The sequence below is a fragment of the Flavobacterium caseinilyticum genome, assembly GCF_004349085.1.
In the GTDB taxonomy this organism is placed as follows: domain Bacteria; phylum Bacteroidota; class Bacteroidia; order Flavobacteriales; family Flavobacteriaceae; genus Flavobacterium; species Flavobacterium caseinilyticum.
This window is the reverse complement of sequence record NZ_SMFM01000001.1, coordinates 821,652-841,734: the sequence shown is the minus strand read 5'-3', so window position 1 is coordinate 841,734 and position 20,083 is coordinate 821,652. Positions and strand designations below refer to the sequence as shown.

At 35.0% G+C, this 20,083-nt stretch carries 17 protein-coding genes; 9 read left to right on the top strand and 8 right to left on the bottom strand.

Annotated features, from left to right (window positions below):
* Nucleotides 1-52 precede the first annotated feature (52 nt).
* Nucleotides 53-1,021, top strand: a complete 969-nt coding sequence (locus tag E0F89_RS03750; RefSeq protein WP_131908505.1) for an App1 family protein — start codon at nt 53-55, stop codon at nt 1,019-1,021.
* A gap of 31 nt (nt 1,022-1,052) precedes the next feature.
* Here E0F89_RS03750 and E0F89_RS03745 read toward each other — a convergent pair whose 3' ends face one another.
* Nucleotides 1,053-2,960, bottom strand: coding sequence for an ABC transporter ATP-binding protein (locus tag E0F89_RS03745; protein ID WP_131908504.1), 1,908 nt, complete (start codon nt 2,958-2,960; stop codon nt 1,053-1,055).
* Between the two features lie 72 nt (nt 2,961-3,032).
* Between E0F89_RS03745 and E0F89_RS03740 the strand changes: the two genes are divergently transcribed.
* Nucleotides 3,033-3,416: a DUF983 domain-containing protein gene (locus tag E0F89_RS03740; protein WP_131908503.1), complete on the top strand. Its 384-nt coding sequence runs from the start codon at nt 3,033-3,035 to the stop codon at nt 3,414-3,416.
* Between the two features lie 2 nt (nt 3,417-3,418).
* Here E0F89_RS03740 and E0F89_RS03735 read toward each other — a convergent pair whose 3' ends face one another.
* From E0F89_RS03735 to topA, 7 genes are all read right to left on the bottom strand, one after another.
* Entirely contained in the window at nt 3,419-4,471 is a 1,053-nt protein-coding gene (locus E0F89_RS03735; RefSeq protein ID WP_131908502.1) for an NAD(P)/FAD-dependent oxidoreductase, read from the bottom strand.
* 100 nt (nt 4,472-4,571) lie between these two features.
* On the bottom strand, nt 4,572-5,462 hold the full coding sequence (gene porN / locus E0F89_RS03730) for a type IX secretion system ring subunit PorN/GldN (protein WP_131908501.1): 891 nt from the start codon (nt 5,460-5,462) through the stop codon (nt 4,572-4,574).
* A 52-nt stretch (nt 5,463-5,514) separates the two neighbouring features.
* Complete coding sequence (porM, locus tag E0F89_RS03725) at nt 5,515-7,059, bottom strand: type IX secretion system motor protein PorM/GldM (RefSeq protein WP_131908500.1); 1,545 nt, start codon at nt 7,057-7,059, stop codon at nt 5,515-5,517.
* Nucleotides 7,060-7,103: 44 nt separating this feature from the next.
* Nucleotides 7,104-7,751 carry a type IX secretion system motor protein PorL/GldL gene (porL, locus tag E0F89_RS03720; protein ID WP_131908499.1) on the bottom strand — a complete coding sequence of 216 codons (648 nt, stop codon included), beginning with the start codon at nt 7,749-7,751 and terminating at the stop codon, nt 7,104-7,106.
* Between the two features lie 44 nt (nt 7,752-7,795).
* Entirely contained in the window at nt 7,796-9,199 is a 1,404-nt protein-coding gene (gene porK / locus E0F89_RS03715) for a T9SS ring complex lipoprotein PorK/GldK (RefSeq protein ID WP_131908498.1), read from the bottom strand.
* A gap of 127 nt (nt 9,200-9,326) precedes the next feature.
* Nucleotides 9,327-10,478, bottom strand: coding sequence for a formimidoylglutamase (locus tag E0F89_RS03710; RefSeq protein WP_131908497.1), 1,152 nt, complete (start codon nt 10,476-10,478; stop codon nt 9,327-9,329).
* 3 nt (nt 10,479-10,481) lie between these two features.
* Nucleotides 10,482-13,010 carry a type I DNA topoisomerase gene (gene topA, locus E0F89_RS03705; RefSeq protein WP_131908496.1) on the bottom strand — a complete coding sequence of 843 codons (2,529 nt, stop codon included), beginning with the start codon at nt 13,008-13,010 and terminating at the stop codon, nt 10,482-10,484.
* A 230-nt stretch (nt 13,011-13,240) separates the two neighbouring features.
* Here topA and miaB point away from each other — a divergent pair, with 230 nt between their 5' ends.
* The 7 genes from miaB to groL all read left to right on the top strand — a co-directional run bounded on the left by miaB (nt 13,241) and on the right by groL (nt 20,017).
* Nucleotides 13,241-14,686, top strand: a complete 1,446-nt coding sequence (gene miaB / locus E0F89_RS03700) for a tRNA (N6-isopentenyl adenosine(37)-C2)-methylthiotransferase MiaB (RefSeq protein ID WP_131908495.1) — start codon at nt 13,241-13,243, stop codon at nt 14,684-14,686.
* 84 nt (nt 14,687-14,770) lie between these two features.
* Nucleotides 14,771-16,027, top strand: coding sequence for a sigma-54 interaction domain-containing protein (locus E0F89_RS03695; RefSeq protein WP_131908494.1), 1,257 nt, complete (start codon nt 14,771-14,773; stop codon nt 16,025-16,027).
* 96 nt (nt 16,028-16,123) lie between these two features.
* Entirely contained in the window at nt 16,124-16,627 is a 504-nt protein-coding gene (locus E0F89_RS03690; RefSeq protein WP_131908493.1) for an LptE family protein, read from the top strand.
* Between the two features lie 69 nt (nt 16,628-16,696).
* Complete coding sequence (locus E0F89_RS03685) at nt 16,697-17,548, top strand: tetratricopeptide repeat protein (RefSeq protein ID WP_131908492.1); 852 nt, start codon at nt 16,697-16,699, stop codon at nt 17,546-17,548.
* Nucleotides 17,549-17,551: 3 nt separating this feature from the next.
* Nucleotides 17,552-17,896, top strand: coding sequence for a preprotein translocase subunit SecG (secG, locus tag E0F89_RS03680; RefSeq protein ID WP_131908491.1), 345 nt, complete (start codon nt 17,552-17,554; stop codon nt 17,894-17,896).
* 136 nt (nt 17,897-18,032) lie between these two features.
* Nucleotides 18,033-18,308: a co-chaperone GroES gene (locus tag E0F89_RS03675; RefSeq protein ID WP_131908490.1), complete on the top strand. Its 276-nt coding sequence runs from the start codon at nt 18,033-18,035 to the stop codon at nt 18,306-18,308.
* An 80-nt stretch (nt 18,309-18,388) separates the two neighbouring features.
* On the top strand, nt 18,389-20,017 hold the full coding sequence (gene groL, locus E0F89_RS03670; RefSeq protein WP_131908489.1) for a chaperonin GroEL: 1,629 nt from the start codon (nt 18,389-18,391) through the stop codon (nt 20,015-20,017).
* Nucleotides 20,018-20,083 lie beyond the last annotated feature (66 nt).

Sequence of the window (20,083 nt, the reverse complement as noted above, 5' to 3'; positions counted from 1 at the left end):
TTTTATTGGTTAAAAATAATTAATTTCAACATCTTCAAAAGTACTACAATATATGAAACCAATTTTAAAATTATACCGCGGATATGCTAACGAACAGGAATTAATTGTCATGGGGCATGTTTTCAAACCAACATCAATGGAAGAGTATAATTTTCAAAAAAAAAATCTAAAAAATGCAACTTCTGTTATTAAAATGTTTCAAATAAAAACGCAGGCAAATGCTGATGTTTATCTGAAACACAACAATTCCAAAATTCATACCAAAACCTTAATCGATGGTTATTTTAAATTTTGCGTTCCATTAGACCAAGACACAAATTATGGCTGGATTGATTATGAAGTAAGCATTATTTACAAAAACCAAACTATCACAACGAAAGACAGTTACATTCGACCACACAAAGGAAATTTAGGAATTATATCTGATATTGATGATACTTTTTTAGTTTCTCACACACTGAATCCCCTTAAAAAATTATATGTTTTGTTATTCAAAAACATCAATAAAAGAAAAATATATGATGATGTTGTACCCCATTATCAGGCACTGAGTACGGCGGGGAGAGAAAATAAAGAGGAATTCAATGCGTTTTTTTATGTTTCCAGCAGTGAATGGAATTTATACCGTTTTATCACAAAATTTACTGAACTTCATGAGCTCCCCAAAGCGGTGTTGCTATTGAAAGACATCAAAACGAGCCTGAGAGATTTTTTCCTGACAGGAAGAGGAGATCACAATCATAAATTTGAAAAAATAAAACATATATTAGAATTCTATCCCACTTTAGGATATGTCCTCATTGGTGATGATTCGCAACATGATCCTTTTTTATACGAAGCCATTTGCAAAATTTTTCCGGTAACTGTAAAAGCCGTTTATATCAGACAAACTGGGACAAGCAAAAAAGAAAAAGTAACAATTGTTTTAAAAAATTTAGAAACCCTAAAAGTATCCATTTGCTACTTCAAAGACAGTAGTGAAGCCATTGCGCACTCCAAATCCATAGGGATTATTGCATAAAAAAAGAGTTCCATTACGGAACTCTTTTTTTCTATAAATTATCTATTTCTTCCTGAACCACTTCCCAGTCCAGCAGCAGTTTATCTAACTCTGCTTTTTTCTTATTATACGCCATGAAAAACTTCGCGTCTTCAATATGCTTATCATAATTAGAAGCCAACATTTTATCATCTTGTTGAATGTCCTTTTCTAACTGTTTGATTTGGCTTTCAACTTTACTCAATTTGTTTTGTAAAGCTTTCCCTTTCTTTTGATCTTCGTAGGAAGCTTTGTTACTCTCCTTAGGTGCAGCGGCTTTTTCTGCATCTTTTTTCTCCACTTCACGCATGTTTTCCATATTGCGTTGTTCTAAGAAATAGTTGATATCACCTAAATATTCTTTTATTTTTTGGTCTTTAAATTCATAAACCAAATTTGACATTCCTTGCAAGAAATCTCTATCGTGAGAAACCAATAGTAAGGTTCCTCCAAATTTTTGAAGTGCGGCTTTCAAAACATTTTTAGATTTGATGTCCAAGTGATTGGTAGGTTCATCCATCAGCAAAACATTAATAGGCTGCAATAATAACTTACACAACGCTAAACGGTTTCTTTCGCCTCCTGAAAGAACTTTTACTTTTTTCTCTACATCATCGCCACGAAACAAGAAAGAACCCAGCATGTCACGTACTTTCATTCTGTTTGTATCCGCTGCGGCATCCTCCATGGTCTGCAACAATGTAATTTCGCCATCCAGATACTCGGCCTGATTTTGCGCAAAATACCCTAATTGAACATTATGACCTAATTTGATGTTCCCTTGATATTTAAACTCATCCACAATAGCTTTTATGAAAGTAGATTTCCCCTGACCGTTTTGTCCAACGAATGCAATCTTGCTTCCACGCTCTACCAAAAGACTAATGTCTTTCAATATTGTTTTATCTCCATAGCTTTTCGTCACATTTTCAGCTTCAATTACGACTCTTCCCGGTTCTTTCGAAACAGGAAAGGTAATGTTCATCACTGAATTGTCATCTTCATCTACTTCGATACGCTCTACTTTATCTAATTTTTTGATTAACGACTGCGCCATCGAAGCTTTGGAAGCTTTGGCACGGAATTTTTCAATTAATTTTTCGGTTTCTTCAATTTTTTTGGCCTGGTTTTTTTGCGTTGCCAATTGCTTCTCCCGAATTTCATGTCGCAATTCTAAATATTGAGAATAGGGTTTATTGAAATCATAGGCTTTGCCAAGGGAAATTTCGATGGTTCTGTTCGTCACATTGTCCAAAAACATCTTATCATGCGAAACAATCACAACAACTCCCGGATAATTACGAAGGAAACTTTCTAACCAAATAATACTTTCTATGTCCAAGTGATTTGTTGGCTCATCAAGTAACAAAACATCGTTAGCCTGTAATAATAATTTGGCTAGTTCGATACGCATTCTCCATCCACCTGAAAAAGTTTCGGTTTGATTATCGAAAACATCTCTTTTAAATCCTAAACCAAGTAAAATCTTTTCTGTATCACCTACATAATTATAACCGCCCAATAATTCAAAACGGTGTGTATACTCCGATAAGTCTTCTATAATTTGACTGTATTCGTCACTTTCATAATCTGTGCGGGTAACTAAAAGATGATTAATCTCCTCGAGTTTTTTTTCAACAATTTTAATTTCCGTAAAGGCTTCGTATGCCTCTTCCAGAACTGTTCTACCCTGCTCAAAATCGATATCCTGACGCAAGAACCCCATGCGAAGATCCTTCTCTTGAGAAATCACTCCTGAATCAGGAGCAAAATCTTTGGCCAACATTTTAAGCATCGTTGATTTTCCCGCTCCGTTCTTCCCAACAAGACCCACACGGTCTCCAGCACCTAATCGAAAGGTAACTTCTTCAAATAAATAGGAACCTCCGAATGAAACGGATAAATTATGTATGTTAAGCATGTATTATGATTTTATTCCTTTTCAAATGTGTAAATTTGTAACTCTAAAGAAGGAAAATTAAATTTTTTGCAAATGTTAAAAAAAGGATCCAAATTATATAGCATTTTAACAGGAACTTGTCCTAAATGTCAGAATGAGAGTATGTATTTGGACAAAAACCCTCTGCATTTCAATAAAATATTAAAAATGCATGAAAATTGCAGCCATTGTGGTTTGAGATATCAAATTGAACCCTCCTTTTTTTATGGAGCAATGTATGTCAGTTACGGACTGAATGTTGCTGTTGGAATTGCTGCCTTTATTATCTCTTTTGTAATCTTTGGCTCCAGCCTGAAAATAGCTTTTATCGCTATCATCACATCACTCATTGTCTTATTTCCATTTATCTTGCGATGGTCCAGAAACGTATATATCAATATGTTTGTTTCCTATGATCCAAAAGCGAACCAACAATAATGCTATATCTTACTTTTAGGCAAAAATCTACTAATATCAATTTCCTTATTTAAAGGTATCTGATTTTCTATATTGTCAAATAATGCTTTTGCCATCGCAGGGCCAAGCATTACTCCTCGTGTTCCTAAACCGTTGAGAATATGTAGTGATTCATAATTGCAATGAGTTCCCACTAATGGCCTTCTGTCTTTTACCGTTGGTCGAACACCGGCGAAATGCTCTACAATTTCAAAATCACAGGTTATAATTTCTTTGATTCTTGCCAATAATTCCATTTTTCCTTCCTCAGTGGGTAAGTCTGTTTTGTCTTTCCAGTTATACGTCGCTCCAACTTTGAATAAATCCTTCCCAAGAGGCAAAATAAACACACTGGTATTAACAATTACGTCCAAAACTAAAAGAGGAGCTTTTATGATAAAAAGTTCTCCTTTGGTACCGTCTAAAGGCAAATGATTAAAATATGGATTTGCATGCAGTCCAAAACCTTCAGCAAAGATAATATGCTTAGCTATTGCATCTTTATAACGAATGCCATCAGATTCAATTCGCAAAGAGTCATATTCAAATGACACTTCTTCAAAAAGGTTATTTTGTTTTAAATATTCTCTGTATTTGTTTACCAACAAAAACGTATCAACATAACCCGTTTGTAATACTTGGCCATAACCGTATGGGGAATCAATTCCTATATACTTTTTAGAAATCAAATCAGTTGATAAAAAAGGAGCTAGTCCAATTTTATCAGAAGCAGTGAACCAATTGTTCTGCTCTTCAATTGAAAAGAATTTTCGTAATATTGGTCTTTTAAAATCAAATTTACAATTTAGTTTTTTTTCTAAGAAAGAATAAAATTCATTCATCAATATTAATTGCTCTTTTGCCTGCCAAACTTCACTAAACCTCTTTAAAATTACCGGATTATATAATCCTCCGGCAATTTTAGTAGAATTTTGAGAATTATTATCCAAAACCAAAATTGATTTATCATTACGCAAAGCCATCTCTGCAAATGAAATGCCTGCTAAACCGGAACCAATAATTAAATAATCGATCATTTGAAATAACTCGTTTTAAATAAATACAAAGTAAACACATTAAAACAAAAAAACTCCTACCATTACAGTAAGAGTTTATTATTATGTTTTAAAATCCAAATTAATAATTCCACATATCCTGTTCGAAATTTCGAATTTTTTCTTTTACTCTTTCAGATTCTAACAACTGATTTTGAGCATTGTCTTTCATGTATTCATCAATAGATCTATCGCCATACACGTTTTCTTCTTTATAGATAACACTATTGAAGCGACGTGAATTCAAGATTTGATCAAAAGAAATCGGCATTGCTGAATTCTTGTCGTTAAACGCTTTTGCTTTGTGAAGAACATCTCTTGCATCAGGGAAAAACACCCAAAACAACTCGATATAATCCTTTTCTTCGCTGTTCATTGTATAAACATCCGGTGTCACCGGGCAAATTCCCAATAAACGATACTTCAATTCACTTTGACGCTTGTCAAAATACCAATATCCTTTAATCTTATATTGACTTACATCTTGAGCAGAAAGATCTTGTCTTAAAATATATTCGTCAGATATTTGAGTTCCTGCATTTATTTGCTCTCTTCCTGAATCGGTAGTATCAATTCGAGTTAATGAACCTTGTATATCCTGCAAAGATTTTTTAGTATTAAAATAGCTATCAGTATATACTTCTGTAATTTCACCACTTCTCATCGCTTTGGTCAGCACATCATACAAAGATCTCCTGTCGGAACCAATGTTTGCCGTATCTACAGGAAAGTACAGCGCAAAATTTATCTTTTCGCTTAGATCTATAATTTCCCATGTGGTCTTACCCATCAATACATCTCTATCATGCACATAACCATAAGCTAATGGCTTATCATTATCCGCATCGACTTGTCCGGCAGTCTTTTGTCCTATTTCATCAGGACTTTTCGCATTAAGCAAGTTTGACTGAGCACTAGAAGCAAAACTACCAGTAACAAGGACAATGGCTAATAAAAAATTTCTTACATTCATGATTTTATCTTTATAAGATATTGTAGTTAGTTTTTTTATAAAAACAAACGTATTATTGTATTTCAAAAATTACTGGAGCTGTTCTTGGTAATAAATAGCTACCTGCTCCTACAAGCTTAGTTTTAATTTCAGAAATAGTAACCTGATCACCCCTTCCAGCTTTTGAAAGTACCGCTTTACATTGCGCATTTAACTTGTTTCCAGAAACAACAACAGTAGGCTGACCGGTAACTTTTAAATTAAAACCAACCACATTTAAGCCAACTTCAAAATCAAAATCTAATAATTTTGCTCCGATTGTCGCAATTTCTAAATTTGATTTAGGGCCTTTTACCACTCCCATTTCACCTCTGATAGTTCCGGTTGGACCAGGAATACCTTTTATTCTAAATACTTTTTTATCATTAGCAACTTTTCCGTCAGACATTTTACCTGAAACACTAACAACCACTTCGCTACCGCCACCAGGATTCATAACGTATTTACCGTTGCCCACCTTTGATAAACCTGGAGCAGAGGCATTGACAGCATTATCTGGGATACCTGCAAATGAAATAGTCATAGGATTTGATACGCCTCTATAAACTACATTCATCTTATCTGCTGAAATTGTAGCAGAATTAGGTCTTGGTACAACAACATATTTTCCAGCAAATTTTAGAGGAATTGTTTTACCATCTTCAATAAACGTAAATTGCCCTGCAATATTTTGTTCACCTACACCACCAGCTGTTAAAGCAATCTTGGCTTGTCCAGTAGCCGGATCCAATCTTGCACCAGTAACATTTGTAGGTTTGGTATTCTCATCGTAACGACCTAAGACTACTTTACCAGTGACTTGTTCTCCTTGGAAATATGCATTTTTATCTAAAACTACAATAGCCTGATAGTTACTGTATGAAGCAGCTGCAACAGCCGCTTTACCTAATGCAGTACTGTAAACATCTGATTCTGCTTTTTTAACATCATTCTGCCACGCAGATAATTTAGCCAGAGAGGCTACAGCTGGAAAACCTTTAAAATGATAATCTAAATAAGGTATCGCTATACCGTCTTTATTCTTAACATCTGCCAAACTAAACTTAGTTTGAACTTCAGATAAAATCGGTGCTAATTTTTTATTGTCGCCTAAAGCCAACTTCATATCAGATTTATACTTTTCAATTGTAGCAACAACTTCTTTTCCTTTAGCCGAATAACCCGCTGGGCTAAACCATAAATTGTCGATATTATCACCTTTGTCCATTGCCTCATAAGGTAATTTTCCAGTTTCAGGATCAACTTCAGTCCCTACTAAAACTTCTGATTTGATATTGGCGATGTAATCATAAAAGTTTTTTGTAATCACTTCTACTTTGTGTGCCGTTGTCGCCGCTATTGCAAACTCTCCACCTGCTTCCGATGCTTTCGCATCTAAACCAGCTAACATTTGAGCGTTTGATTGCTCAGCTGAGGTATTTGAACCTTCAAATTTTTCATTCATCAATCCAAAAGCAGATAATACTTCTTTTGACATATTTAATGCTAACATTGCGATAAAAACCAAGTACATTAGGTTAATCATCTTCTGTCTAGGGGTTAGTTTTCCTCCTGCCATATTTTCTAATAATTAGTTTATTGTTTATTTTAGTTCGAAACTAATTATCCTTTGTTATTCATAGCAGATAGCATTCCACCGTATACATTGTTTAAAGAAGACAGGTTTGAAGTCAATGACTGCATTTGGTCTTTTAACTTCAAGTTGTTTTCAGCAACTTCTTCATTTATTTGAGCATTTCTAGAAGCACTTTGTAATTGAATTTTATATAAACTGTTTAGAGATTCCATTTGTGCCGCAGCCAAAGTTAATTCCTCACTGTATTTTTTTGTTGAATTCATAGAATCAACAGTTGGTGCGATTCCTTTTGCAGCTGATTCAAAGTTTTTGATGCTGTTTCCTAAACTCGCCATTAATTCTCCATCAATTTTTGCATCTTTCAACATTGCATCCAATTTTTGAGACAACATTCCCTGTGTGTCAGTAGGAGTTTCTACTTTTTTAGTCATTGGTTTTGCCTGTCCATTTGCTAGTTCTGGATAAACTAATGTCCAATCTAAATCTTTATCCACAGGTTCAAAAGCCGAAAGCGCAAAAATAGCAGCTTCAACAACAAGTCCGATCGTAAGCATCAGGTTTCCTGTTAAAATTCCAAATTCAATATGTGTAATTTTGAATAATGCTCCAATAATTACAACTGCCGCTCCCATTCCGTATGCGAAATTCATTGCTTTTTTGCTCAATAATGCCATAATAGTGTTTTTTTAAAATTTAATAGATTTGGTTTCTTTTTTATTTATTTCTTTTTTCCTGCTCCCGTAGTTTGAACTCCCATATAATCCTGAACGGTTCTAAATCCGACAAAACTTCTGGCTGAATCAGCGTATTCGTAATCTCTTGTGCTTACTTGTAGGAAATAAGCAACATCTTTCCACGAACCACCACGAACCACTTTTCGTTTATTAGATGCATCGTTAACATTTGGATTCATTGAGGAAACATATTCATAAGCATTTGGATCATAGGACGTATCGGTCCATTCTGAAACATTACCTGCCATGTTATATAAATTATAACCGTTTGGCTCATACGATTTTGCTTCCACAGTATACAAGGCTTCATCTGCTGCATAATCTCCTCGAACCGGTTTGAAATTTGCAAGAAAACAACCTCTGTCATTTTTAGTGTAAGGTCCTCCCCACGGGTATGTTGCAGATTCTAAACCACCTCTGGCCGCGTATTCCCATTCTGCCTCAATTGGCAATCTGAAAGAATTTATAAAATCACGTCCCTTCTTTTTAGATTTTATAATATTATTTTTGTTCAATGTTCTCCAAGCACAAAAAGCTTTTGCCTGGGTCCATTTTACCCCAACTACTGGATAATCGCCATAAGCTCTGTGCCAAAAATAATCATTGTGCATAGGCTCATTGTAAGAATAGGCAAAATCTTTAATCCAAACAGTGGTATCAGGATAAACGTTTACTTCTTCCGTTTTTATGAAATCTTTTCTAGTACCCACCTTAGCTTTGGCAGCAGCCTGAATATCCATCCATGAATAGCGGAATTTTAGTTTATTTACATCTATAGTTCGTAAACCATTATACGATTCTTCTATAGGCAAATACATCGAGTCCATTACCTCAGCATAGTCGGCATCAGGATACAATTTAGTATCTGTAATTAATTTTACTTTTCTATTAAGTCTCCTGCCGGCGTACTGGTCATCAGACGTACCAACACTATAATAATTATCGTACATATATTTATCATATGCAGTCATCTTCTCAGGATCTGTATCATTAAAAGCATAATCAGCTATACTACCTGCATTTTTACCTTTACCAGTAGAAGCTCCAGCTGTTAGACCGTTCATATCGGCAAGTATCGCCAAACGTACTCTCATGGTAGAATCTTTTACCCATTCTACAAACTGACGGTATTCACTATTGGTGATTTCAGTTTCATCCATGTAAAACGAACGAACGGTCACCGTTTTTGTAGGAGCATCTTCCACATTAGCTAAATCAGCATCTGACTTACCCATAATATAGGATCCGCCCGGAATTAAAGTCATCCCAAAAGGTTTCTCTGGATGCCATTTTTTTCCCTCAACTCCAACCAATTCTCCTTTGTCGCTTGATTTACCACAGCTAATTAAAAGGGTAAAAATTGCCGTAAATGCAATGAACTTCTTCATATAAATTTTGTTATCTATTCATTATTTTTAAGTATGTAAACCTATTTATTATTTTTTTAAAAAACAATTTTTTTATACTAAACAAATTGCTTTTTAAAATAAAATATCAAATCTTTTAAAAAAGATCCTAAATGATATTTTTTCGTTGCGCTTTCCACCATCTTTCAGGTAATTCTTGATTGCATGCCAATAAATATTCTTCATACGAACATGGTAATAACGTGTTTCTTTTCAATTTATTATTACCGTTAGAAATAAATGGTATTTCTATCCACCATCGGTCTGTTTTATCGCTTCTGTAGAAAATAAGTTCCTCAAATTCCAGAGGAACAATATATTTTAAATAGTTCTCTTTACTTCCAAAAGGATACTCATTCGAACGATAATGAAAACCTTCAATAAAATACCAAATTACTTGTGCAATAAGTACCGATTCTTGTTTCGAATTATTGTGATTGAATAGCCCAAATGAAGATACTTTATCACTTATTCCCGCATAGCGAGACAAAGAACAAATCTCTTTTCCATTGAAACCATTGGGTCGAAATGAAATAAAATTTCCAGAGTCAGAAGATTTAACGGAATTCAGATCGATACTAACCATATCAGCATCCCTAAAAACTGGCTCCGAAATTGCGATATTATTAGAAACTTCCCCTAACCTATAGCCGTCAAAAAATAATTTTTCTATCAAATCTACTTCCTCTTGCGAATTAAAATAAGTCTGATATCCTATGTTACAATAGTTAAAAAGATTATTGGGTTCGTCTACAATTATTTTTGTCAAATAAGACGCTGCCGAAAGTTCCTCTTCATCTTTACCAAAATCAAATTTGCTATCAATAGAAACTAAATTTACCATTTGTTCTAAATCATCGTAGGCTCTGTAAAGCGCATACGTTATATCTTGAGAACCACCGATTACAATTGGTATTATTTTTTTCTTGATTAATCCCGCAACAACTTTTTTTACTGCAAAATAAGTGTCCGCTACTGAATTCCCGGCAAGAATATCACCTAAATCCGCAATAGAAGCATCCCAATTACCTGGAAACAAACCATACAACTCTTTTCTAAGCGGTATTAAATCAACATCCGAAACCGCTTTTACATCTCCTCGATTTTCTAAAACGCCTATTACAGCAATTTTAATCTTGTTTAAATCCGGGAATTGTTCATTGGTGTGCAAAACAATTTTGCTTCCCAGTTGCTGTGAAGTCAATCCATTTATAAACTCTTGGATTTCATCATCTATTGGTTTAAGAAAATCAAATTCCATTTTTTACTTTTTTGCTACGGGTTTCTTAACTGCTGGTTTTTTTGTCACTGCTTTCTTTGCAGGTGCTTTTTTAGCAGCTACTTTTTTAGCAGGCGTTTTCTTGGCAATCATTTCTTGAACTTCTGCCAATGTCAATTTTGTAGCGTCAACATCCTTACTCAATTCAATTTTGATTTTGCCTTTGGTAATAACAGAGCGTCCCCAACGTGCTTTTTCTACTAAAATCCCTTCTTCTTCCCAATTATGCAAAACCTTATCAATATTTTTTTGCAATTTATCTTCAATCAACGCTTCAATATCCGATTGAGACAAATTATCAAAATTATATTTCTTACTCACATTTATAAACAAGCCGTCCCATTTGATAAAAGGACCAAAACGACCCACACCTTTTTGAACACCTTCACCTTTATAAACTGCAATCGGTGCATCGGCTATTGCTTTTTCATCAATTAATTCCTGTGCTCTTTCAAAATCTACGTCAAGTGGATTTTCGCCTTTTGGCAAAGAAACAAAAGCAGCACCGTGACGAATATAAGGACCATAACGGCCATTACTTACCTCAACCTCTTCTCCTTTATATTCTCCCAAATTTTTTGGTAACAAAAATAAATTCAACGTTTCTTCTAAAGTGATGTTTCCAATGTTTTGATCCGTCATTAAACTGGCGAATTTTTTCTCTTCATCATCAGCAGCTCCAATTTGAGCCATGGGTCCAAATTTCCCTAAACGAACCGAAACCGGTTTTCCTGTTTTAGGATCTGTTCCAAGAATTCGTTCACCACTTTCACGCTCTGCATTGGCTTCTACATCTTTCACTGTTGGGTGAAATGTATCGTAGAACTCCTGCATCATTTTTGTCCAAACGATATTTCCTTCTGCAATTTCATCAAAATCCTGTTCCACTTTTGCAGTGAAATTATAATCTAAAATGTTTCCGAAATTCTTAACCAAGAAATCCGTAACAATCGTTCCAATATCTGTAGGAACTAATTTCCCTTTATCAGAACCTGTATTTTCTTTCAGTAACTTCTCTCCTACTTTCCCGGATTGCAAAGTCAATTGAGTATAATTACGTTCTTGACCGTCAAGATTTCCTTTCTCAACATAATTTCTATTGATAATCGTAGAAATTGTTGGCGCATAAGTAGAAGGTCGACCAATACCCAATTCCTCTAATTTTTTCACCAAAGAAGCTTCAGTATATCGTGCAGGCGGTCTAGAATATCTTTCGGTTGCTGAGATATAATTATTTTGTAGTTTTTCGTTGACTTTCATCGCTGGTAACATTCCTTCTTGCTCTTCCTCGTCGTCATCATGACCTTCCAAGTACACTTTCAAGAAACCTTCAAAAAGTAAAACTTCTCCAGATGCCGTGAATATTTCACCGTGATTGTTTGCTTCAATTTTCACGTTAGTACGCTCTAATTGTGCGTCACTCATTTGCGAAGCCAACGTTCTTTTCCAAATCAAATCATACAAACGTGCTTGATCTCTGTCGATATCTACAGTATGTCGCGACATATCCGTAGGACGAATCGCCTCGTGCGCTTCCTGTGCGCCTTTACTTTTATTGACAAATGTTCGCGGTTTAGAGAACTCTTTTCCGTAGGATTTGATGATTTCAGCTTCAGCAGCTTCCATTGCATCTTTGGATAAATTCACACTATCTGTTCTCATATATGTGATAAGTCCAGCTTCGTACAAACGTTGTGCGAGCTGCATGGTAATTCCAACAGGCAAATATAATTTACGAGCCGCTTCTTGTTGCAAAGTTGAAGTTGTAAAAGGTCCAGTTGGTGTTTTTTTGGTAGGTTTTGTTTCTAAATCGGCTACTTTATATGTAGAACCTATATTTTTATTTAAAAAATCTTCGGCTTCTTTTTTAGTGTTGAAATTTTTTGGCAGTTTGGCTTTGAATGTTTTTCCAGATTCGTTAGTAAATTCTGCGACAACAGAATAAGTGGCAACAGCTTTGAAATTTTGAATTTCTCTTTCGCGTTCTACAATCAAACGAACAGAAACTGATTGTACACGTCCGGCAGAAAGTCCGCCTTTTATTTTTCTCCAAAGTACAGGCGATAATTCATACCCAACCAATCGATCTAATACACGTCGCGCTTGTTGTGCATTAACTAAATTATAATCGATTTCACGTGGATTATCGATTGCTTTTAGAATCGCAGTTTTAGTGATTTCGTGAAAAACAATACGTTTTGTTTTGGTTTTGTCTAATTTTAATTCTTCGGCTAAATGCCAAGAAATAGCCTCACCCTCGCGATCCTCATCACTTGCTAACCAAACCATTTCGGCTTTTTTCGCCAGTCCTTTTAATTTGGTGACCAATGCTTTTTTATCGGCAGAAACTTCATATTTAGGTTTGAAACCATTTTCCACATCTACTCCAATTTCTTTGGATGGTAAGTCAGCAATGTGTCCGTAACTTGACTCCACTTGGAAATCACTTCCCAGAAATTTTTCAATTGTTTTTGCCTTTGCAGGTGATTCCACTATAACTAAATTCTTTGCCATATTCCGATTGTTTATGTCGGCAAAAGTATATGATTTTTTTAAATTTTAAGTTTTTTAAATTTTAAAAGTCAATTTAATCGTTGAATTGCGGGTTTTAACACATTTAGATTCAATAAATTTTCTATCCGTTTATCCAATATTTAAAACACCTTAAAACATTGTTAATTCTTAATCTGACATCTTGTCATATTTATTTGAATTCCCTTATCTTTGCACTTTGAAAACACAGGATGGAAAAGATTATTGAAGAAAGTAAACAAGGAGAGAGCCTTGTTTTAGAAAATAAACCCGAGAATACGAAGAAACTTTTTATTGAGAGTTATGGTTGCGCGATGAATTTTTCAGACAGCGAAATTGTAGCTTCTATTTTATCTGGAAACGGATATAATACAACACAAGTTCTGGAAGAAGCCGATTTAGTTTTGGTCAATACTTGTTCTATTCGTGACAAAGCGGAGCAAACCATTCGCAAACGTTTGGAGAAATACAATGCGGTGAAACGCATTAATCCGAAGATGAAAGTGGGCGTTTTGGGCTGTATGGCCGAGCGTTTGAAAAGTCAATTCCTCGAAGAAGAAAAAATTGTAGACCTTGTTGTAGGTCCTGATGCATATAAAGATTTGCCAAACCTTTTGCAAGAAGTTGAAGAAGGACGCGATGCAATTAACGTGATTCTGTCGAAAGATGAAACCTATGGTGATATTTCACCGGTTCGATTGATGAGTAACGGCATTACCGCTCTAGTTTCTATTACACGTGGTTGTGATAATATGTGTACGTTTTGCGTGGTACCTTTTACCCGCGGACGCGAACGTAGCCGTGAACCACAAAGTATCATGAAAGAAATTCAAGATTTGTGGGACAAAGGATTTAAAGAAATTACGCTTTTGGGACAAAACGTGGATAGTTTCCTTTGGTACGGCGGCGGATTGAAAAAAGATTTTGAGAATGCTACCGAAATGCAAAAAGCTACTGCTGTTGACTTTGATCAATTACTTGAAATGGTAGCGGTTGGTTTTCCAAAAATGCGTATCCGGTTTTCGACATCAAATCCGCAAGACATGCACGAAAGTATTTTACATGTGATTGCAAAACATCCTAATATTTGCAAACACATTCACTTGCCGGTTCAATCAGGTAGCAACAGAATTTTGAAAGAAATGAATCGTTTGCATACGCGTGAAGAATACATGACTTTGATTGATAAAATCAGAACTATTATTCCGAATGGATCCATTTCGCAAGACATGATTGCTGGTTTCCCAACAGAAACCGAACAAGATCATCAAGACACAATGAGCTTGATGGAATATGTGAAGTATAATTTTGGTTATATGTATTCGTATTCGGAACGTCCGGGAACATTGGCAGGAAGAAAAATGGAAGATGACGTTACTGAACAAACAAAAGCTAGAAGATTGCAGGAAATTGTAGATTTACAACAAAAACACGCTTGGTTCCGCAGTGAAGAATTCATTGGTCAAACCGTAGAAGTTTTAGTTGAAAAAGTTTCGAAAAAATCGACAGAAGAATTTTCAGGAAGAAATTCACAAAGTATTACTGTTGTTTTCCCAAAAGCGAATTATAACATTGGAGATTTTGTAAATGTGAGAATTACTTCTTGCACCAGCGGAACTCTGAAAGGAGAAGCAGTTAGTTTGAGTGAGATGAATTAAAAAAAAGTTTGTTTCAGGTTTCAGGTTTAAAGTTCTCTCGATAACTTTAAACCTGAAACAAAGAAAACTTTAAACAAAAATAATATGGAATCAGTTCAAGCTATAAAACAGCGATTTGAGATTATTGGAAATGATCCAAAACTTAATCGTGCGATAGAAAAAGCCATTCAGGTTGCTCCTACTGATATTACGGTATTAGTGGCGGGAGAAAGTGGCGTTGGAAAAGAAAATATCCCCAGAATTATTCATTCGCTTTCGCATAGAAAACATGGAAAATACATTGCCGTAAACTGCGGAGCCATTCCAGAAGGAACGATTGACAGTGAGCTTTTCGGACATGAAAAAGGCGCTTTTACTGGAGCCACAGGCACTCGTGAGGGTTATTTTGAAGTCGCTGACGGCGGAACAATTTTTCTGGATGAAGTTGGTGAATTACCGCTTACCACTCAAGTTCGTTTATTACGTGTTCTCGAAAATGGTGAATTCATAAAAGTAGGTTCTTCACAAGTACAGAAAACAGATGTGCGAATTGTGGCAGCCACCAATGTGAATTTATTTGATGCCATCGAAAAAGGTAAATTCCGTGAGGATCTGTATTATCGTCTAAGTACCGTGGACATTACTTTGCCGCCTTTACGCGATCGAAAAGACGACATTCATTTGTTATTCCGGAAATTTGTTGCTGATTTTGCACACAAATATAAAATGCCTCCTTTAAAACTGGACGAAAATGCTATTCAACTATTGCAGAAATTTCGTTGGAGTGGAAACATTAGACAATTGCGCAATGTAGCCGAGCAAATCTCCGTTTTGGAAACTAATCGGGATATATCAGCCGTGACCTTACAATCTTATTTACCAGTTCAGGGAAGCAATTTACCTTCTGTAATTAAAGACAAAAAAAGCGAAAGTGATTTCAGTACCGAGAGAGAAATTTTGTACAAAGTACTTTTTGACATGAAAAGTGATTTGAATGATTTGAAAAAATTAACATTGGAACTGATTCAAAGCGGAAGTTCAAAAGTACAAGAGACGAATCAACATTTGATAAAAAAAATATACGGTTCAAAAGAAAATGATAGTGAAATAGATTTTGAAGAAGAACCTAGAGCTTCCTTAATAGCGGCTCAAAACAATGAGGATTTATATCAGGAACATGACGACAATTATCTTTTTGCAGAAACCGTTGAGGAAGAAGAAACTTTACGTTTAGAACAAAAAGAAATTGAAATGATTAAAAAATCATTAGAAAAAAATAAAGGAAAACGAAAAGCTGCCGCGGATGAATTAGGCATTTCTGAAAGAACTTTATATCGAAAAATTAAGCAATTTGATTTGTAGTTTTTTACAAAGGCACAAACGTAACTGGTTTGATTGAAAATGAATATATTTGACCAGAGTTTTAGGAAACAGACAAAGCAATTTTTAAAATATAAAATGAAACATATAAAACTTATTCTTCTTTCAATAATTACAGTAAGTATCAACAGTTGCTCGGTTTACAACTTTACAGGAACCGGTAAAATTGATGCCGAAACATTTCAAGTTGGCTTTTTTCAAAATAATTCTGAAATAATTGAGCCCGGAATTGATAGAACTTTTACAATAGAACTTCAAGATTTGATTCAGAACCAAACCAATTTGAACTTGGTCAAAAACGGTGCTGATTTGACATACGAAGGAGAGATTGTAGATTACAGAATAAGTCCGATGACAGCAACCGCGGATCAGCGAGCAGCTCAAAACCGTTTAACGATTCGAGTGAATGTTCGTTTTACCAATAAGAAAAAAGAAGCTGATGATTTTGAAAAACCATTCACTTTTTTCTATGATTATCCTGCAGAACAACAATTAACAGGCGCAACTTTAAATACTGCTTTAAAAGATATTTTTGAAAGAATAACACAAGATATTTTCAACGAGTCATTAGCTAAATGGTAAATTAAAGTTTAATTGTTGAACTGTTTAATCGATTAAACAGTTCAACAATTCCACGATTAAACACTAAAAATGAATGTAACCGACTATACCTACTTGATTAATAAACCCGATGCTATTCGTGAAAAGCAAACGGAAGCTTTGGAAAAAGTTTTGGAAGAGTTTCCATATTTTCAAAGCGCCAGAGCGATTCAACTAAAAGGACTTTACAATCAAAATAGTTTTAAATACAATGCAGCTTTAAAGATAGCAGCAGCTTATTCTACTGACAGATCTGTTTTATTTGATTTCATTACATCGGATACTTTTACTTCTATTCATAAAAGTCTGTATGATAGAAAAGCACTCGAAATTCTGGATATACAAGTAATCGATAGTGAGATCCTTATTTCTGAAGAAAAACCAGAATTTAAATTAAACAAATTAGAACAGTCTATTCTGACTTCAATAAAGGAAGCATCTCCAATTGAAATTGAGGATAGTACAACAACAGTTGAAGAAAAATTAGCTATTGGCACACCGTTGGATTTCTCCAAAAAAGAACAACATTCCTTCCAAGAATGGTTACAGCTTTCTCGTACCGAACCTATCAAAAGAGAAAGCGAGCAACCAAGAAACGAACTTACTCCTATTATAGATGCCGACAAAAGAAAAAAAATAGAACTTATTGATAAATTTATTGAAACGAGTCCGAAGATTTCGCCGGTAAAACATGGAGTGCCTTCCAGCGTTAGTTTCGACCTAAATGCCGCAGACAATTCTTCGCTGATGACTGAGACTTTAGCCCGAGTTTATTTGGAACAAAAAAAATATCAAAAAGCGATTCAAGCATATGAAATATTAATTTTGAAATATCCAGAAAAAAGTAGTTTCTTTGCAGACCGCATATCGGATATTAAGATTTTACAACATAATAATAATTAAACAATGAGCACATTTTCAATTTTTTTAGTTTTAATAACTATAGTTTGTTTTCTATTAATCGTAGTTATCATGGTTCAAAATCCTAAAGGTGGCGGATTATCCTCAACAATAGGTGGTTCTCAAATGTTAGGTGGAGTACAAAAAACCACTGATTTTTTAGACAAAAGTACTTGGACACTAGCAACTATATTAATTGCACTTATTTTACTTTCAAGCTTAAGCTTTACAGGAACATTAAGTGATACCGATTCTAAAATCATTGAAAACACAGGAAGTGCTGCACCAGCAACAAACACTCCAGTTGCTCCAGTTCAAAACACACCTGCTGCAACAAATCCAGCACAATAAATTATTACAACATATTCTAAATGCCAGCCTGTCAAAGCTGGCATTTTTTATAAGAAATTATGTCAGTTTTAGCAGGATGGCATAATTTCTGAAATCTTGAAACACGGTAAAATAATTAATATAAAAATATAAAATCATGGCTTTAAACATTAAACCACTTTCAGACAGAGTTCTAATCGAGCCCGTAGCTGCTGAAACAAAAACTGCATCCGGGATTTTTATTCCAGATACGGCTAAAGAAAAACCACAAAAAGGAACTGTTATGGCTGTTGGAAACGGAACAAAAGACCATACCATGACTGTAAAAATTGGTGATTCTGTCCTTTACGGAAAATACGCTGGTACTGAGTTAAAACTAGAAGGAAAAGATTATTTGATCATGCGTGAAGATGATATTTTAGCAATTATCTAAATAGTATTAAGTCCTAAGAATTAAGTATCAAGACAACTTGAAACTTTAAACAAATTAAACTTTAAACAAAAAGCAAAGAAATGGCAAAAGATATAAAATTTGATATTGAGGCACGTGACGGATTGAAACGTGGTGTTGATGCATTGGCAAATGCAGTAAAAGTAACTCTTGGACCAAAGGGTCGTAATGTAATTATTGGAAAAGCTTTTGGCGGACCAACCGTTACTAAAGATGGCGTTACCGTTGCAAAAGAAATTGAATTGAAAGATCCATTGGAAAATATGGGTGCTCAAATGGTAAAAGAAGTAGCGTCTAAAACAAATGATTTAGCTGGAGACGGAACTACAACTGCAACAGTTTTGGCACAAGCCATCGTAAAAGAAGGTTTGAAAAACGTTGCTGCAGGAGCTAATCCTATGGATTTGAAACGCGGTATTGACAAAGCGGTTGAAGCTATTGTGGCTGACCTAGCGAAACAAGCAAAAGTAGTAGGAAGTGATTCTGAGAAAATCAAACAAATTGCTTCAATTTCTGCTAACAATGACGAAGTAATTGGTGAGTTAATCGCTACTGCTTTTGCAAAAGTTGGAAAAGAAGGCGTTATCACTGTTGAAGAAGCTAAAGGAACAGATACTTATGTTGATGTTGTTGAAGGTATGCAATTTGACAGAGGATATCTTTCTCCTTATTTTGTGACTAATTCAGAGAAAATGGAAGTGGAATTGGAAAACCCTTACATCCTTTTGTATGACAAAAAAGTTTCTTCTTTAAAAGAATTATTACCAGTTTTGGAACCAGTTGCTCAATCTGGAAAACCATTATTGATTATTGCTGAAGATGTTGATGGTGAGGCATTATCTACATTGGTGGTAAATAAATTACGCGGAGCTTTAAAAATCGCTGCTGTAAAAGCACCTGGTTTTGGAGACAGAAGAAAAGCAATGTTGGAAGACATCGCTATCTTAACTGGAGGAACCGTAATTTCTGAAGAAAGAGGATATACTTTAGAGAACACTACTATCGAAATGTTAGGAACTGCTAAAAAAGTGACTATCGATAAAGACAATACAACTATTGTAAGTGGTGCTGGCGACGCTGATATGATCAAAAATCGTGTAAACCAAATTAAAGGTCAAATGGAAGCTACCACTTCTGATTATGACAAAGAAAAGTTGCAAGAACGTTTGGCTAAATTAGCTGGTGGAGTTGCTGTACTTTATGTTGGTGCTGCTTCTGAAGTGGAAATGAAAGAGAAAAAAGACAGAGTTGACGATGCACTTCACGCAACTCGTGCTGCTGTTGAAGAAGGAATTGTTGCTGGTGGTGGTGTTGCTTTGTTAAGAGCTAAAAATGCACTTAGCGCTATTAAAGCGGACAATGCGGACGAAGCAACAGGAATTCAAATTGTATCTCGTGCAGTAGAATCTCCTTTGAGAACTATTGTTGAAAACGCAGGCCTTGAAGGTTCAGTTGTTGTAGCAAAAGTTGCTGAAGGTACAGGTGATTTTGGATACAACGCAAAAACTGATGAATATGTTGACATGCTTACAGCAGGAATTATTGATCCTAAAAAAGTAACGCGTGTAGCATTAGAAAACGCAGCTTCGGTTGCCGGAATGATATTGACAACTGAATGTGCTTTGATTGATATCAAAGAAGATAATGGTGGCGGAAACCCAATGGGTGGCGGTATGCCAGGAATGATGTAACAATACATTTATTAGATTAAAATTTAAGATAAACCAAAATATTTACATTTTTTAAAGAAAATGAGC

Bases quoted from the DNA above. Each gene is read 5' to 3' on its own strand.
- E0F89_RS03690 (WP_131908493.1), top strand. From the start codon at position 16,124: ATGAAACATATAAAACTTATTCTTCTTTCAATAATTACAGTAAGTATC.
- E0F89_RS03685 (WP_131908492.1), top strand. From the start codon at position 16,697: ATGAATGTAACCGACTATACCTACTTGATTAATAAACCCGATGCTATT.
- secG (WP_131908491.1), top strand. From the start codon at position 17,552: ATGAGCACATTTTCAATTTTTTTAGTTTTAATAACTATAGTTTGTTTT.
- E0F89_RS03675 (WP_131908490.1), top strand. From the start codon at position 18,033: ATGGCTTTAAACATTAAACCACTTTCAGACAGAGTTCTAATCGAGCCC.
- topA (WP_131908496.1), bottom strand. From the start codon at position 13,010: ATGGCAAAGAATTTAGTTATAGTGGAATCACCTGCAAAGGCAAAAACA.
- E0F89_RS03745 (WP_131908504.1), bottom strand. From the start codon at position 2,960: ATGCTTAACATACATAATTTATCCGTTTCATTCGGAGGTTCCTATTTA.
- groL (WP_131908489.1), top strand. From the start codon at position 18,389: ATGGCAAAAGATATAAAATTTGATATTGAGGCACGTGACGGATTGAAA.
- E0F89_RS03710 (WP_131908497.1), bottom strand. From the start codon at position 10,478: ATGGAATTTGATTTTCTTAAACCAATAGATGATGAAATCCAAGAGTTT.
- porN (WP_131908501.1), bottom strand. From the start codon at position 5,462: ATGAATGTAAGAAATTTTTTATTAGCCATTGTCCTTGTTACTGGTAGT.
- porM (WP_131908500.1), bottom strand. From the start codon at position 7,059: ATGGCAGGAGGAAAACTAACCCCTAGACAGAAGATGATTAACCTAATG.
- E0F89_RS03695 (WP_131908494.1), top strand. From the start codon at position 14,771: ATGGAATCAGTTCAAGCTATAAAACAGCGATTTGAGATTATTGGAAAT.
- miaB (WP_131908495.1), top strand. From the start codon at position 13,241: ATGGAAAAGATTATTGAAGAAAGTAAACAAGGAGAGAGCCTTGTTTTA.
- E0F89_RS03740 (WP_131908503.1), top strand. From the start codon at position 3,033: ATGTTAAAAAAAGGATCCAAATTATATAGCATTTTAACAGGAACTTGT.
- E0F89_RS03750 (WP_131908505.1), top strand. From the start codon at position 53: ATGAAACCAATTTTAAAATTATACCGCGGATATGCTAACGAACAGGAA.
- porK (WP_131908498.1), bottom strand. From the start codon at position 9,199: ATGAAGAAGTTCATTGCATTTACGGCAATTTTTACCCTTTTAATTAGC.
- E0F89_RS03735 (WP_131908502.1), bottom strand. From the start codon at position 4,471: ATGATCGATTATTTAATTATTGGTTCCGGTTTAGCAGGCATTTCATTT.
- porL (WP_131908499.1), bottom strand. From the start codon at position 7,751: ATGGCATTATTGAGCAAAAAAGCAATGAATTTCGCATACGGAATGGGA.